Source organism: Rhodopseudomonas telluris (genome assembly GCF_042432815.1).
In the GTDB taxonomy this organism is placed as follows: Bacteria; Pseudomonadota; Alphaproteobacteria; order Rhizobiales; family Xanthobacteraceae; genus Rhodopseudomonas; species Rhodopseudomonas telluris.
The window spans coordinates 247,210-265,518 of record NZ_JBHLWM010000012.1; the positions used below are offsets into that span (position 1 = coordinate 247,210).

Consider the following 18,309-nt stretch of genomic DNA (forward strand, 5'->3'; position numbering starts at 1 on the left):
GAACCTTAAGTATACTGTTCGAGGCGCAGGCCGCTTAACCTTCGTAGCACTTAACCAAACTGCATCAAACTAGCTGAAAACACGGCTCAATTATTGACCTAATCCAAGCTTTAAGACTATTTTAACCTCGCGAAGACCGCCGAGACACGGGGTCGCGTGGAGGTTGTGGCTCATGAATGCTCCTGTCCTGTTGGCTCAATTGTCGGGCTCGTCGTCGCAGTCGTCGGCTGCACCAAAAAGCCTCAAAATTGCCAAACCTCAGAGTGGGCAGGCGGTCACGATCCATCTCGATGGCGCGGCCAAGATCGACTTCAGTCAGATCTCGTCTGAAAAGCTGACCTTCGTTCGGCTCGGCGATCGACTGATCATCCTGTTCGACAATCAGTCGACGCTCTCGATCGATCCGGTATTCAACAATGCCGGCGCGCCGCTTCCCGACGTGTCTTTCGAGATGGCGCCGGGCCGTGTTCTGAACGGGACCGAATTCGCCGAACTGTTTCCGATCACTACTGATCAGTCGGTCTTGCCAGCGGCGGGGACGCCCGGCGCACCGGCGTCGCCCTCGGGCGCGAACTTCGGCTCATTCACGATCGACGCCCTGGCGGGTGGTACGCCGCTAAGTCTGCTAAGCGGAGAAGCTCCGGGATCGCAGCAGCTCGCGCCGGGCCAGACGACGACATCGACGCCGATTCCAGGCGGCGCCGTGAGCGTTGTGGTCGATGAAGACGGTCTGCCTGGCGGGCTTCCGGGTGGCTTCGGCGACACGGCCGGCGTTGCGACCAGTCTCACCGGGTCGCTGAATGTCGACTTCGGCAGCGATTTCGTGGGGCGCAGCTTCGCCTTTGCAGCGACCCAGCCGGGTCTGACCGGGCTGTCGTCGGGCGGACAGCCGATCAGCATCCAGATCACCACCGTCAATGGCCAGCCGGTCCTGATCGGCTACACCGGGGCCGATCCGTCCGTCGCGGCCAACCAGGTCTTCGTCGTTTCGCTCGATGCCGCCACCACTGTGGCCGGCAGCTACACGGTGACGCTGCTGCGGCCCCTCGACCATCCGGTCGGCGGCACCGAAGATACGCTGAACCTGACGATCGATATCATCGCGACCGACGGCAGCGGTGACAGCGCGCCGCTGTCGATCGTCATCGGCGTCAATGACGACTCGCCCGTGGCCGCGACCGTCGCAGCGACGACGCTGATGGAGCAGACCGGCGAGGGCAACGTCTTCGTTTCGAGCAGCGTGACGGCAGCGCTCGGCATCTCCTGGGGAGCCGACAGCGGCAACAGCAATGTCGACGGCGGCGTCAACGGCGCGGCGGTGCTCGGCGACCGATCCCTGGTTTTCGCCGGATCGGCGGTGACCTCGCTCGCCGCGCTCGGCCTGACTTCCAACGGCGAGACGATCAGCTATACGCTGTCCGCCGACGGCACCTCGATCCTCGCCACCGCCGGCGACGGCCGCGCCGTATTTACGGTCACGTTGTCCGACGCCGGCGATGGCAGCTACACCTTCACGTTGCTCGATAATCTCGATCACGTCGGTGCCAGCGGCGCGACGCAGCCGCTGACTTTCGCGGTCGTCGCGACCGACGCCGACGGCGATCCGGTGGGCTCCAGCTTTACCGTCAACATCACCGACGATGTCCCGGTTGCCAATCCCGGGACCAGTTCGGCGGTCGCCGACGAGGCACTTCCCGGCGGCAACGACCAAGAGGGCGGGCCCACCGCCTCCGTGACCGGTGTTTCGCTCAACATCGAATGGCATTCGGACGATGCCAACGCCAATGCGGGGCAGCCCGGCAATCGCGCCGTCGCGTTCACCAATGCCGACGTAACGATTTCGGGGGCCTATGGCGACACCCTGACGTCGCTCGGCCAGGCCGTTCGCTTCACCGTTCTCGCGACCGGCGAACTCGTCGGCTACACCGGCGAGGCGGTCCCGACGTCGACCAATTCCTTCAATGTCGTGCTGTTTGCGTCTCTGTCCGACGCGGGCAACGGCAGCTACAGCCTGACGCTCGTCAAGCCGCTCGATCATGCTGCCGGCGCCGGCGAAAATACGCTGTCGCTGACCTTCAACTATACCGCCACCGACAGCGACGGTGATACGTCGTCGAACGCCTTCACGGTCAACGTGGTCGACGATGTGCCGGTTGCCTCAGCCGGCGATATCTCGACGGTAGGCGACGAGTCGCTGCCAGGCGGCAACAGCGGCGAGGACGAGGGCGGCGTCACCGCGATGGTCGACGGCGTCTCGCTGAACATCGCCTGGGGGGCCGACAACGGCAACGATGGCGATGGCCAGCCGGGTGACCGTTCGGTGGCCTTCAGCAACGCCGACGTCACCGTGACGGGCGCCTATGGCGAGGCGCTGACGTCGCTCGGACTCCGCGTGCAGTTTGCGTTGCTGTCCGACGGGACGCTGGTCGGCTACACCGGCGAGTCAGTGCCGACGTCGACCTCCGGCGGCAACGTCGTGCTGTTCGCCACGGTCTCTGACGTCAACAATGGCGAATACAGCTTCACGCTGGTGAAGCCGCTCGATCACGCCGCAGGCAGCGGCGAAAACACGCTGTCGTTGACCTTCAACTACACGGCTACGGATTCCGACGGCGATAGCGCGTCGAACACCTTTACGGTCGATATCGTCGACGACGTGCCGGTCATCGGGACGCCTGACCAGACCGGCACGGTGGAAGAAGAGCAGCCGATCGTGGTCGGCGCCGGCAACGAGGATTTCGGCGGCGCCGGCGATGCCGATACCGGCTATTCGGTGCTCGGCGTGCCGGTCATCACACGCGACAACACCACGCAGACGACCAGCGGGACGCTCGCGATTTCCTGGGGCGCCGATAGCGCCAATGATGCCAATGGTCAGCCGGGCGATCGGTCGGTGGCATTCACCGCCGAAGGCCTCACGACGTTGCGCGATCAGCACCTGACCTCGCGCGGCGACGAGATCCACTACAAGGTGTTCACCGTCAATGGCGGCGAAGTTCTTGTTGCCTACACCGGGAGCGTCGAGCCGAGCACCGTTCCCGCCAACACCGGTGCGGCGATCGCCGCGCATGTCGTGTTCACGGTCAGCCTGTCGGACGCGGGCGCTGGCTCCTACAAGTTTACCCTTGTCGATACGATCGATCATCCGGGTGAGGTGCAGGGCGAGGAATCGCTTGCGCTGCAGTTCCAGTTCACGGCGACCGATAGCGATGGTGACACCACCGCGCCGGCCTCGTTCGGCGTCAAGGTGATCGACGATACGCCGGTGGCAATAGGCACGATCCTGACCCGTGTGGTCGAGGAGGAGCAACTCGCCGGTGGCAACGAGGACACCAGCGGGGCCGGCGACGGCGATTTCAATCTGTTCGGCTTCGTCGATGTGACGACCGCATCGGCCGGCGGCCCGCTCAACATCTTCTGGGGTGGCGACGATTCCAACGTCGCCGTGAACGGCGGCTACAACGGCACCCAGTTGGCGGGCGATCGCTCGGTGGTGTTCGGCGGGGCCGGCGGAGCCCATGTCGTTGACGGCGTGATCAGCGCCGCGGTCGCGGCCCAGTTCGTCGCCGTCTCGGGCGGGGCGGGGGCGGTCAGTCTTGCAAACCTCACCTCCGGCGGCGAGTCGTTGATCTACACGTTGTCGCAGAACGGCACCGTGCTGACCGCGACGACGGCAGGCAGCGCGCAGACCGTCTTCACCGTCACGCTGTCCGACCAGGGGACGGGCGGATACAATTTCACGCTCAATGGCGTGCTCGATCATCCCGTCTCGGGCAACAGCGCGGCTCAGGAAGACAAGCTCGCGTTCACCTTCACCTTCACGGCGCGCGACGGCGACGGCGATATCGCCCGCAGCAGCTTCACCGTCAACGTCATCGACGATGCGCCGGTCGCCAAAGCCGGCACCACGTCGACGGTGGAAGACGAGTCGCTTCCGGGCGGCAACAACGAGGCCGACGGCTACGCGGCCTCGGTCAGTCACGTCTCCCTCAACATCGCGTGGGGCGCCGACAACGCCAACGATAACAACGACCAGCCGGGCGACCGTTCGGTCGCCTTCACCAATGCCAATGTCACGGTGGTTGGCGCCTACGGTTCGACGCTCACGTCGCTGGGGCAGGAGGTGCATTTCGCGCTGATCGGCGACAGCACGCTGGTCGGCTACACCGGCGCCACGGCTCCCAGCTCGACGAGCGCGGGCAACGTGGTGTTCTACGCCAAGCTCTCGGACATCAATAACGGCGAGTACGATTTCACGCTGGTGAAGTCGCTCGATCACAGTGCCGGCGGCTCGGAAAACACGCTGTCGCTGACGTTCAACTACACTGCGACGGATTCGGACGGGGACACCTCGTCGAACATCTTCACGGTCCGCGTCATCGACGACGTCCCGCTGATCGGCAGCCCCTATCAGGGCGGCGTGGTCGAGGAGGAGCAGCCGATCGTGGTCGGCGCCGGCAACGAAGACGGTTCGGGCACGGGCGACGGAGACGTCACCATTCTCGGCAACGTCCTCGTCGACAATACGACGCAGACGACCGGCGGCACGCTGGCGATTTCCTGGGGAGCCGACAACGCGAACGACGGCAACGGTCAGCCGGGCGATCGGTCGGTCGCCTTCACTCAAGCCGGCATTGCATCGCTCGTCTCCCAGCACCTGACGTCGCGCGGCGAAGAGCTGCACTACAAGGCATTCACCGTCGCCGGTGGCGAGGTGCTGGTTGCCTACACCGGCCTCGTCGAGCCGACGTCGGTTCCGGCAAATACCAATGCGGCGATCGCGGCGCACGTCGTCTTCACCGTCAGCCTGTCCGACGCGGATGCCGGTTCGTACAAGTTCACGCTGGTTGACACCCTCGATCACTCCGGTGCCGTGCAGGGAGAGGATTCTCTCGCGCTTCAGTTCCAGTTCACGGCGACCGACAGCGATGGTGACACGTCGGCGCCATCGTCATTCATGGTCAAGGTGATCGACGATACCCCGATCGCGATCGGGACGATTTTCACCCGCACCGTCGAAGAAGAGCAGCTTCCCGGCGGCAATGAAGACACCAGCGGTCTTGGCGACGGCGATTATGTGCTGTTCGGTTTCTCCGACGTCACCACTGCGGCCGCGACCGGTCCGCTGAACATTCTGTGGGGTGGCGACGATTCCAACACCGGCATCGACGCCGGCTACAACGGGACCCAGATCGCCGGCGATCGCTCGGTGGTGTTCGGCGGGGCCGGCGGAGCGCATATCGCCGACGGCATGATCAGCGCTGCTGCTGCGGCACAGTTCGTGACCGTGTTCGGCGGCAACGGTCCGATCTCGGTGGCCGGCCTGACGTCGGGCGGGGAGCAACTAATCTACACGCTCTCCGGCAACGGCACGGTGTTGACCGCGACGACGTCGAGCAACCAGGCCGTCTTCACCGTGACGCTGTCGGATCAGGGGGCCGGCGGCTACACCTTCGAACTGAACGGGCCGCTCGACCATCCGCTGCGCGGATCGGGTAGCTGGCAGGAAGACACCATCTCGTTCACGTTCACCTTCACGGTCCGCGATGGCGATGGCGACATCGCGCGCGACAACTTCACCGTCAATGTGATCGACGACAGTCCGGTGGCGGCCGGTGGCAACACCTCGCGGGTCGAAGACGAGTCGTTGCCGGGCGGCAACAACGAAGCCGACGGGCTGACCGCCTCGGTCTCGGGCGTGTCGCTGAACATCTCCTGGGGCGCGGACGATGCCAACAGCGGCACCGGCCAGCCGGGCGATCGCGCGGTCGCCTTCACGAACGCCAATGTCGGCGTCTCCGGCGATTACGGCGCGCAGCTGACGTCGCTCGGGCAGGTGGTGAACTTCAAGGTGCTCGCGACCGGGGAACTGGTCGGCTACACCGGCGGCCCGGTGCCGACGTCGACCAGCGCGTCGAACGTGGTGTTCTACGTGTCGCTGTCGGATGCCAACAGCGGCTCCTATGACTTCACGCTGAAGAAGCCGCTCGATCACGCGTCGGGCAATGGCGAGAATACGCTGGGGCTGACGTTCAACTACACCGCGACCGACAGCGATGGCGACACCTCGTCGAGCACGTTCAAGGTCAACGTCGTCGACGACGTGCCGGTCGCCGGGACCGGCACCACCGCGACCGTCGAGGACGAGTCGCTGGCGGGCGGCAACAACGAGGCCGACGGCCTGGCGGCCTCGGTCACCGGTGTTTCTCTGAACATCGCCTGGGGTGCCGATAACGGCAATGACGGCAACGGCCAGCCGGGCGATCGCTCGGTCAGGTTCAGCAATGCCAATGTCTCGGTGTCCGGGGACTACGGCTCCAGCCTGACCTCGCTCGGGCAGGAGGTGCGCTTCAAGGTGCTGTCGAGCGGCGAACTCGTCGGGTACACGGGCTCGACGGCGCCGACGTCGACAAGCTCGCCGAACGTCGTTCTGTTCGCCAAGCTGTCGGATCTCAACAACGGAGAATACGCCTTCACGCTGGTGAAGCCGCTCGATCACGCGGCGGGGAACGGCGAGAACACGCTGGCGCTGACCTTCAACTACACAGCGACTGATTCCGACGGCGACAGCTCGTCCAACACCTTCACGGTGAACGTGGTCGATGACGTCCCGGTGATCGGCTCGATCGCCAGCCAGACCGTGACGGAAGTGACCTCGTCTTCGCCGGGCAATGCCTTCCAGGCCCAGAGTCTGTCCGGCGTGTCGCTCAACATCGGCTGGGGATCCGACAACGCCAACCCCACGGCGGGGGCGGGGACCAACGATCGGTCGGTGGCGTTCGATCCGTCGCTCGCGAACTCGGTGCCGTCGGTCACCTCGAACGGGATTCATCTGATCTACCTGCTGTCTGCAGATGGTCAGACGCTGACCGCCTATCGCTACGAGAACGGTCACTATCTCACCGGCTCGGGCGGCGATCTGGGAACGTCACCGTCCGACTCGGCGCGCGTCTTCACGGCGTCGCTGTCGGACAGCGGGAACGGCTCCTACAGCTTTACGCTGTACGACAACCTCGATCATCCGACCGGCGCGGCCGCCAACACGCTGCCGCTGATGTTCGGTTTCTCGGTCACTGACAGCGATGGGGACGTGGCCAGCAGCTCGTTCACCGTCAACGTCAAGGACGACGTCCCGCTGTCGATCGGAACGCCGGACGTCGGCGCGGTCACCGAAGTCGGGCTGGCGAACGCTGTCTCGTACACGACCGGCTCGTTGAAGATCGACTGGAATGCCGACGATTTCGGCAGCCGCCATCTCGAATTCGTCAAGTCCGGTGGCAACCCAGTGATCACCGCCGGACTCACCTCGGATGGTGTGCCGCTGGTCTATGTCCTGCGCACGGCTGCCAATGGCGTCGATCAGGAACTGGTCGCGTTCAAGACCGGCGACGCGCAGGTCGACAGCAACGCCGTGTTCATCGTCTCGCTGAACTCGCCGTCGAACCCGACTTACATCTTCACGCTGTTCCAGAATCTCGATCACACCGGGCCCAATGGCACGACTCTGCCGATCACCTTCCAGGTGCGCGGCGTGGACGGCGACGGTGACTCGGTCGACCAGACGGTGACGGTCAAAGTCGCAGACGACACTCCGACGCTGACCCAGACCTATCGTTACAACGACGTTTACGAAGCCCAGCTCAGCGGTGGCCCCGATGTCGACGGTCGCACCTTCGCGGTGCAGTTCGGCGCCGACGGCTATGGCGCCACCGCGTTCACCGGTGCGATCAAGCTCGACATCGGCCCTGGTCTCGCCGGCAATGTCGGCTTCGACGTCTCCGGTGGCGCGCATCGTGAACCGCTGCTGACGTCCGAGGGCCGGGCGATCACCTTCGTCAAGGTCGACGACAACACCATCCGCGGCTACGTGGCGTCCGCCGACAATGGCGGCAACGGCGATGTCACGATCCTCGAGATCAAGCTGACCGACACCGATGCGAGCGCGACCACGACTCTGTACGGCTCGATCGATCACATCGCCGTACAGGACGGGTCGCAGATCACCAGCATCCGGGTCGATGCCACTGTCGCCTTCAGCGACGGCGATGGTGACGTCGTCACCGGCATCATCCGGACGACTATCCATGACGATGCGCCAGTCTCGACCGGCGCGATCACGGCCGCCACGGTGCTCGACGACGACGTGTTTGCCGGCAATGCCGGTGGCGCCGGAGACGTTCCCGATGCGGCGACGGCGACCGGCGCGGCCGGAGCGCTGTTCGCGATCGGTGCTGACGGACTCAAGAACGTGGTGCTGGACGCCACGACGGCCTTCAGCGCAATCTACACCGACGGCAATGGCGTCTCGCACACCGAGCAGGTCACCTGGGGCAATCCGGCGGTGGTCGGTGGCGCGACCACCTGGATCGCGTCGGGCGCCCACGGCGATGCGGCGCGGCTGACCATCAACGCCGACGGGTCCTACACCTTCACGGCGCTCAAGCCGCTGGCGCATCCGACCCCGGGCACGACCGAAGAGACGTTGACGCTGACGTTCAACTACACGGTCACGGATCGCGACAACGACACCGCCGCCGGCTCGCTGACCGTGAAGGTCAACGACGACACCCCGACGCTGACCCAGACCTACCGCTACAACGACGTCTACGAGTCGCAGCTCAGCGGCGGCAGCGACGTCAACGGCCACAGCTTTGCGGTGCAGTTCGGCGCCGACGGCTATGGCGCCACCGCGTTCACAGGCGCGATCAAACTCGACATCGGGCCTGGCCTCGCCGGCAATGTCAGCTTCGACGTCTCCGGCGGCGCGCATCGCGAACCGCTGCTGACGTCCGAGGGCCGCGCGATCACCTTCGTCAAGGTCGACGACAACACCATCCGCGGCTATGTCGCGTCCGCCGACAATGGCGGCAATGGCGACGAAACCATCCTCGAAATCAAGCTGACCGATACGGACACCAGCGCGACCACGACGCTTTACGGCGTGCTCGATCATGTCGCGGCCCAGGACGGCTCCCAGATCCCGAGCATCCGGGTTGACGCGACGGTGGCCTTCAGCGATGGCGACGGCGACGTGGTGACCGGCATCATCCGGACCACGATCAACGACGATCTCCCGACGGTGCGCGCGATCGCCGAACAATCGGTCATCGAGGTGACGGCCTCGGGCTTCTCGAACGCGTTCCAGGCCCAGAGTCTGTCCAACGTTTCCCTCAACATCTCCTGGGGTGCGGACGATGCCAACCCGACCGCGGGGGCAGGCGCGCACGACCGATCGATTGCGTTCGACCCGGCTCTGGGCGGCATGGTGCCGGCGTTCACGTCCAACGGCATCGACCTGATCTATCGGCTTTCGGCCGATGGCCAGACGCTGACGGCTTACCGATACGAGGGCGGCCACTACCTGAACGGCGGCGGCTACGATCTGGGCACGTCGCCATCCAACCTGGCGCGGGTGTTCGCCGTGTCGCTGTCCGACAGCGGCAGCGGTTCATACAGCTTCACGCTCTACGACAATCTCGACCAACCGGCCGGCCAGGGCAGCAACTCGCTTCCGCTCACCTTCGGCTTCACGGTAACCGATAGCGACAGCGACACAGCGTCCGGCTCGTTCACGGTTCAGGTGCAAGACGACGTGCCGCAAGTGACTGGTACCGCCGACAGCGGTTCGGTTGCGGAAGCTCTTCTGGCCAGTGGCGTACAGAGCACTTTCGGCTACCTGAACATCGACTGGAACGCCGACGACACCAAGGCTCACCTGACCTTCACCAACACCGCGATCACCGACGGCAGCGGCAACACGTTGCTGCTCACCTCCGGCGGCGCGGTGCTGAAATACGCGATCGTCGCGGCCGATGGCAGCACCAATCCGCTCGATCAGAAGTTGGTCGCCTACAAGGATGGCGACACGCCGGATCATCCGGTGTTCACCGTGAACCTGATTGGAAGTAACGCCTCCTACCAGTTCGTGCTGTACCAGCCGCTCGATCATACGCCCGCCCACGACTCGTCCATGCCGCTCACCTTCGGCATCACGGGCTATGACGGCGACGGCGATGCGGTGACGCAGTCGATCACCGTGAACGTCGCCGATGGCGATGCGCAGTCCGCCGATATCGACGCGGTGACGATCGAGGAGGCGGCCGGGAGCGTGTCGACCGGCCCCGTCGACCTGCGGATCGACTATGGCGCCGATGGCCAGAGCGCCGGTCCCTCGGTGACGTTCTTCACTGCAGCGCCCACCCATGTTCTGGATCAGAACGGGAATGCGGTCTCGCTGAGTTCGCTCGGCGTCGGCCTGACGTACGTCTTGTCGGCGGACGGCACCACGCTGACTGCCTACCGCTTCAACGGGACGTCGTATGTCGGCCAGAACGGCGCGTCGCTCGGCAGCAACATCGCCAATGCGGCGGATGCCCAGGTGTTCACGGTGGCGCTGTCCGACGCCGGCACTGGCGCCTACACGTTCACCCTGCTGCAGCCGCTCGATCATCCGACCGCGACCGGAAGCACGCAGCAGCTGTCGCTGAATTTCAGCTTCCAGATCGAGGACGGTGACGGGGACAAGGGCTTCGTCAACAACTTCACCGTCATTGTCGATGCGGCGGGGGCGGTGTCGAGCGGTTACACCGCGCCGAATTCGGCGGTGTTCGTCAACATGAGCGACACCGCGCAGACTTACGACGGCCAGACCGTCGCGGCGCACACCGTCACGGATCGCGCCTCGGTGTCCGACCGCGTCGTTGGTCTGGACCGCCTCGGGACGCTGTCGATGGCCGATGGCGGCAACGGCGACGACATCCTCATCGGAGGGGCCGGCAACAACAAGCTGTTTGGTCACGACGGCAACGATATCCTGATCGGCGGCGGCGGGTTCAACACGCTGCAAGGCGGCGCCGGCAACGACACCATCATCTACACCGTCGGCAGCGGCGGCACCGACACGGTGGATGGCGGCGCCGACACCGACACCCAGATCATCGACGGCACCGGCAGCGCCGAGACCTTCAACATCAACGCCATCGGTCTCAACGGCTCCAGCTATCTGGGCGCGAATATCGATACGACATCGACGGCCGCGTCCTCGTCCAACTTCGAAGTCGCCACCAAGGCGGTCGAGGAATGGGTAGTCAATGGCGGCGGCGGCGGCGACAGCTTCAACGTCTCGGGCCCGCTGCTGGGGACCGGCCTGGCGGCCTCGACGCTGACCATCAACGGCGAAGCCGGCAACGACACGACCGACCTGACGGGCTTTGCGTACGACGTGCGCATCGTCTCCGACGGCGGCGCCGACACCGACACCGTCAAGTTCGCGTTCAACTTCGCGGATGCAAGCTACGCCAGGGTGTATGCGCCCGACGGTCAGACGGTCATCGGCGCGCAGGTGACCTATAACGGGTTGACAAACGTCTTCACCAATTACGAAAACTTCGTCTTCGCGGACGGCACCAGGACGCTGCAGGACGTCGTCAATTCGGCGCCGGTGTTCACCTCGACCAGCAGCGGCAGCGTGACGGAGGATTTCTCCTCCACCATTCCGCTCACGGAGCGCGTGACCAACGGCAGCTTCGAAGGGCCGACCAACGCCGCTCGGCTCAGCGGCTGGACCACCAGCAACGTCACCAGCCTCGGTGAGCCGCACAGCGGCAGCAACGCGGTCGGCGTCTATCTGGGCACGGGCTCGCTGGGCCAGACCTTCCAGACGGTGGCCGGCGTCACCTATAACATTCGGTTCTGGGCCTCCAATCCGTTCGATACGGCGGGCGAAGTCGAAAGCCTGAACGTACTGTGGGGCGGCCAGACGGTGATGGCGCAGGGCAACATCCCGGCGTCGGGAGGTTACTCGAACTTCACGCTCTACAGCATCAACGTCGTGGCGACCGGGCCGAGCACCGCGCTGACGATCGAGATGCAGGACACCAAGGGCTGGTGGGTGCTCGACGACGTGTCGGTCAAGGCGGTCGTCACGCCTGGGATCGAGACCGCCCAGGGGACACTCAGCTTCACCGATGCCGATATCGGCAATGTCCACCAGGTCAGCTATACGCCGGCTGCGAGCGGCTATTACGGCACCTTTACGCCGGTGATCACCGACAGTGCCACGGCCGACGGCGTGGGCACGATCAGCTGGACTTATGCGGTCAGTGATGCCGACATCCAGCAGCTGGCGTTGGGCGAGACCATCACCCAGACCTACGTGGTCACCGTCGACGACGGCCATGGCGGCGTCACCTCGCAGAATGTCGATGTGCTGCTGCACGGCACGAACGACGCCCCGGTGGCAAAGGCCGACACCGTCACGATGACGCTGGTCGGCACCGCGCCGGGCACGGCGACATCGACGCCCGTGTTCAACGAGGCCGAAACCAACAACAACTTCCCGCAGGCCAACGTCATTGATCGTTCGCTGCTCAAGGTGGCGCCCAATGCCAATCTGACCGATGCGAGCGATCCGTCGATCACCGTCAAGGGATCGATCAACGACAATAGTAAGGACTATTTCGCTATCACGCTGAAGGCCGGCGAGACGCTGGTCCTCGATATCGACAATACGTCGTTCAACCTCGACACCACCTTGCGGATCTTCAGCCAGGGAGGCACGCAGCTCGGCTACAATGACGACTCGTCGAAATCGACCGGAGGCGGCGGATCGACCGACAGCAATGGCGACGTCGACTCGTACCTGACCTATACGGCGACGGTGGACGGCACCTATTACATCGAAGTGGGGCGCTTCGGTTCGAGCAGCAGCAACACCGGCAGCTACGAGCTGCAGGTCAGCATCGACAACATGAAGTGGTACACGGCGTCGCCGCTGACCGTGTCGGCTGCCACGCTGCTCGCGAACGACAGCGATATCGACCACAACGACACCTTCACGCTGGTCTCGGTCAGCGGGCAGGGCGTCGCGCTGGTCAACGGCGATGTCGTCGTGCAGCCCGGTGTGACGTCGTTCAGCTACACGATCCGTGACAGCCATGGGGCGGAAAGCACCGCGACAGTGCAGGTCAACCAGATCGTGGTCCCGCCGAACAGCGCGCCCGTGCTGTCGGGTTCGGGATTCGCCTTGGGCTCGGAGGCCGAGGATGCTGGTCCGCCAACTGGCGCAGTCGGCACGCGCGTGGCCGATCTGGTCGATTTGCCCGGCAATGGCGGGCACAATAACGTCACCGATGCCAATACGGGCGCCGTGACGGGCATTGCCTTGACCGCGACTAACACGGCCAATGGCATCTGGTGGTTCTCGCTGGATAACGGCGCGTCCTGGACGCAGGTCGGGTCGGTGTCGAACACGCAGGCCTTGCTGCTCGCTGAGTCCGCGCGCCTGTACTTCCAGCCGAACGCCGACTGGAACGGCACGGTCAGCCAGGCGATCAGCTACCGCGCCTGGGATCAGACCAGCGGGCTGGAAGGCGCCAAGGTCGACACCTCGGTGAACGGCGGCACCTCCGCATTCTCGACACAGCAGGTCGATTCCGACCTCACCGTTACGGCGGTGAACGATGCTCCGCTCAACACCGTGCCGGGCGCGCAGTCCGTCAACGAAGATGTCGGCAAGGCGATCACCGGTCTGTCGATCAGCGACGTCGACGCTGGAAATGGCGTGCTGAGCACGACGCTGGCGGTGACGCACGGCACGCTCACGGTTGCGGCCTTCGGCGGCGCCACCGTGGGAGGCAGCGGCACGGACCTGGTCACGATCAGCGGCACCGTGGCCCAGATCAACGCGACTTTGGCGGCAGCGAACAACGTCGTCTATCAGGGCGCGCTCAACTTCAACGGCACCGACACCCTGACGATGACCACCAACGACGGCGGAAATGCCGGCGCGGGTGGCGCCAAGAGCGACACGGACACCGTGTCGATCGTCGTGAACCCGGTCAACGATCTGCCGGTGGCGGTGGCTGACGACGGCGGGGCCAACGCGGCCTTCCGGATGACCGAAGACGCCGGGACGGCGACGTTCAACGTGCTCGCCAACGATACGCTCGATCCGGACGCCGGTGCGACGAACACGGTGACCATCGCCAGCCTGCTGGTGCCGACCAATTCCTATGGGATCGACGCCAGCGATCTCCAAGTGACCGTCACCGGTGACAACAAGATCCAGGTGACGCTGCTTGGCACCGACTGGAACAAGCTCGGCAACGGCGCTTTCCTGACGATCCCGATCAGCTACACGCTTCATGGCGACGGCGTGGACGCCTCGACCGCGACGCTCTCGCTCCGCGTCACCGGGGTCAACGACGCGCCCGTGCTGGACGCGACCAAGACGCCGGCTATCACGGAAAATCAGAATGCGGGTGCGCCGGTCGGTGGCCTCACCACCGGCACGCTGGTGTCGGACCTCGCCAACCTTCAGGGCGGCGGCGGCCTCGACAACATCTCGGACGTCGACGGCTTCGTCGCCGGCATGGCGATCACCGGCGTCAACAGCAGCCACGGCACCTGGTACTGGTCGCCGAATGGCGGCGCCAACTGGATTTCGATCAACCCGAATTCGGTGTCCGCAACTCACGCGCTGCTGCTGGACGGGGCGTACAGCCTCTACTTCGCGCCGGCGGCGAACTACACCGGGACAATCGCCGATGCCCTGACGTTCCAGGCCTGGGATCGCAGCAGCGGCACGACCGGCTCCTATGTCGACGCGACCCTCAATGGTGGCGCGACGGCGCTGTCGGCTGCGTCCGACACCGTGGCCGTGAACATCGCCGACGTCACGCCGCCGACGGTGCTGTCGGTGACCATGAGCGACACCGCGCTCAAGATCGGCGACACCTCGGTGGTGACCATCACCTTCTCCGAGGCGGTGACCGGCTTCGACAACAATGACGTCACCGTGGAAAACGGAACGCTCGGCCAGCTGACGTCCTCCGATGGGGGGATCACCTGGACCGGCAATTTCGTGCCCACCACCAACATCACCGACACCACCAATGTGATCACGGTGGCGCCGACCTACACCGACCTCGCCAGCAATGCGGGCAGCGGCAAGACCAGCGGAAATTATACGGTCGACACGCTCGCGCCGACCGTCGCCTCGGTGACGATGAGCGACACCGCCTTGACGGCGGGCGAAACCTCGACCGTGACCATCACCTTCTCGGAGGCGGTCACCAATTTCGACAACACCGACGTCACCGTCCAGAACGGCGCGCTGGGTCCGTTGAGTTCATCGAATGGCGGCCTGACCTGGGTGGGCACCTTCACGCCGACGACCAATATCAACGACAGCACCAACGTCATCACGGTCGCCGGGACCTACACCGACCTGGCCGGCAATGCCGGCAGCGGCGGCAGCAGCGGCAACTACACGATCAACACCGTGGCCAACCACGCGCCGGTAGCGGTCGACGACGTTTTGCTGGCGGCCTCGAGCGGGCCAGCGGCCGGCACGCCGGGCGTGTTCAGCTATAATGGCCACGTCTATCAGTTCGTCGGCGGGGCCGGCGACAACTTCACCTGGACCGAGGCCGACGCGTTGGCGAAGGCAGCCGGCGGCTATCTGGTGACGATCACCAGCGCGGGCGAAAACCAGTTCGTGACCTCCCATGTGAACTTCCTGTCCACCTATGGAGCCTGGATCGGGGCCTCGGATGCCGGCCACGAGGGGGCCTTCACCTGGACCGGCGGCCCGGAGAGCGGCCAGGCGATCTCTTATGCGCCGTGGGAGCAGGGTGAGCCGAACAATGGCGGCATCTACGCTCCGGACGAAGACTACGTTCAGATCTACAAGAATTGGCTCGGCAACGGCACCTGGAACGACGCGCCGAATAGCGGCGGCGGCGATACCTGGGGCTACGTGATCGAATGGGGCGGCCTGCCGGCCGGCGCGCAGGAGGATACGCCGTACACGATCTCCGCGGCGACGCTGCTCGCCAACGACACCGACCAGGACGGTGACACGCTGAGCATCGTTTCCGTGCAGGGCGCTTTGCACGGCACCGTGGCGCTCAACGGCACGACCATTACCTTTACGCCGACGGCAAACTACAATGGTCCCGCGAGCTTCACCTACACGGTCAGCGACGGTCACGGCGGCACCTCGACGGCTACCGCGTCCTTCACGATCGGCAGCGTCAGCGATGCACCGACCGGCACCAGCTCGACGGTGACAATGACGGAAGACGTCACCCGCGTGTTCACGCTGGCGGACTTCGGCTACAGCGATGGCGACGGCGACGCGATGAGCGGCGTGACCATCACGTCGCTGACCGCGAACAACAGTGTCGGCAAGCTGCTGTACGGCAATGCCGCGGTCACCGTCGGTCAGTTCATCTCGGCGGCCGACATCGCCGCCGGCATGCTGAATTTCGCGCCGACGGATGATGCGTTCCGATCCAACCTGGGAACCGTCCAGTTCGGCTTCAAGGTGAAGGACAGCACCGGCGCCAGCGATGCGACGGCGGACACGATCACCATCGGGTTCGGCAATGCCAACCGGTCCGACTACACCTCGTACGCTTCCGACTCGACCGTCGATGTCTACGAGAACACCGGAGCGCCCATGTCGTTCAAGGATGCCGGTGGGACCGACAATCTGAGGATCGCCAATGCGACGTTTGCGACGCTGACGTCGCTAGGCTTCCTGCGCAGCGACGACAATCTGGAGATCGGCTGGGCAAGCAGCAGCAGCAACGGTTACGCCACCGTGCTCGACCAGTACGTCGGCGGCAACAAGTTCGAAAACTTCCTGTTCCAGAACAACGCGAACTACGGAGGGTTCGGTATCACCGGCCTGTACACGCTCGCGCAAGGTCTGAATAATTCGTCGGGGTCAACGAACTCCATCATTGCCGGCACCGAGGCCAGCGACACCATGTCGGGTGGCAGCGCCAAGGACATGATGTTCGGCAATGGCGGTCACGACACGCTGTACGGCAATGCCGGCAACGACTTGCTGGTCGGAGGGCTCGGCAACGACCGTCTCGAGGGCGGCGCCAACGACGACACCTACCTGTTCGGTCTCGCCGACGGCAAGGACACCATCTACGACGAGAGCGGAACGGGCGACAGGATCGTCATCAAGACCAACGGCGCCGAGCTGACGGGACTCAACGCGTACGACACCGATACGTATGCTTACTCCGGCGATCTGATGATCCAGTTCAACGGCCAGTCGATCGACGTCGAAGCGCACTACGACGGTTTCGGCAACGCGGTGAACCTGATCAATTTCGACAATGGGACCGTGTACGGCTATACGCTCGGCACGTTGGACTACGCCGTCAATAACGCGGACCCGTTCATGGACGGCAACGGTTTCCGAACCGTCACTGTTTCGGGTGGTGACAATTTCATCGCCGGTGAAATCAGCGCGGCCAACAAGATCACCGGCGGCTCGGGCGCCGACCTGATCTTCGGCGGCGATCTGGCCGATACCCTCGATGGCGGCGGCGGCAACAACCTGATCGTCGGCGGCAAGGGCAACGACACGCTCAGTGCGGGGTCCGGCAACGACGTCTATGCGTTCGGTCTGACCGATGGGAACGACACCATCACCGATTACGCCGGCGCGGCGGATGCGATCTTCATCGACAGCAACGGCGCCGCGCTGTCCGGCCTGGTCGCCTATGACGACAACAATGGCACCAACACCGGAAATCTGGTCATTCAGTACAACGGCCAGCAGATCACGGTGAACGATCACTTCACGTCGAGCAATCGCGTCATCGAGCGGATCTCGTTCGATGACGGCTCGGTCGATGGCTACGATCTCGACACCACGGTCTACACCGTAAGGGCCAACGATCCGAACGAGAGCGGCGGCTTCCGGACGGTCAATCTGTCCAGCTCGTCATCGGACAATCTGATCGCGGGCGAAAATGGCACCGCCAACGCGATCACCGGCGGCGACGGCAAGGATCTGATCTTCGGCGGCGGGCAGAACGACATCCTGTCGGGCGGCGCCGGCAGCGATTATCTCCGAGGAGGTGGCGGGAACGATATCCTGGCCGGTGGTGCCGACCACGATACGCTGCGCGGCGGCTCGGGCAGCGACACCTTCAAGTTCGCTGAATCGGGTGCGTCCAACTTCGACACCATCATCGACTACAGCAGCGCCGAGGGTGACACGCTCGATCTGTCGGCTCTGCTCGATGCCGCCTATGGCCCCGGCAACAACGTCGATGCCGATTTCGTCAGGCTGGTGAATTCAGGCGCCGACGTGAAGGTGCAGGTTGACCTCAATGGGGTGACCGGCGGTCAGAACTGGGCGGATGTCGCGGTGCTGCAGGGCTATCACACGGCTGGCAACACCGTTCTGGCGCAGTTCGAGAACGCGACACACTCGCTGACCGTGGCGGCCTGAGTCCGGTTTCAACGACAACGACCCGCTGGCGTAAGCCGGCG

At 64.6% G+C, this 18,309-nt stretch carries 1 protein-coding gene; it reads left to right on the plus strand.

Annotated elements, in window-relative coordinates:
* The first annotated feature begins 172 nt into the window (after positions 1-172).
* On the plus strand, positions 173-18,268 hold the full coding sequence (locus ACFFJ6_RS25100; protein WP_378393098.1) for a T1SS-143 repeat domain-containing protein: 18,096 nt from the start codon (positions 173-175) through the stop codon (positions 18,266-18,268).
* Positions 18,269-18,309: the final 41 nt, after the last annotated feature.

Excerpts from the sequence above, each read along its gene's own strand:
- ACFFJ6_RS25100 (WP_378393098.1), top strand. The coding sequence starts at position 173 with ATGAATGCTCCTGTCCTGTTGGCTCAATTGTCGGGCTCGTCGTCGCAG.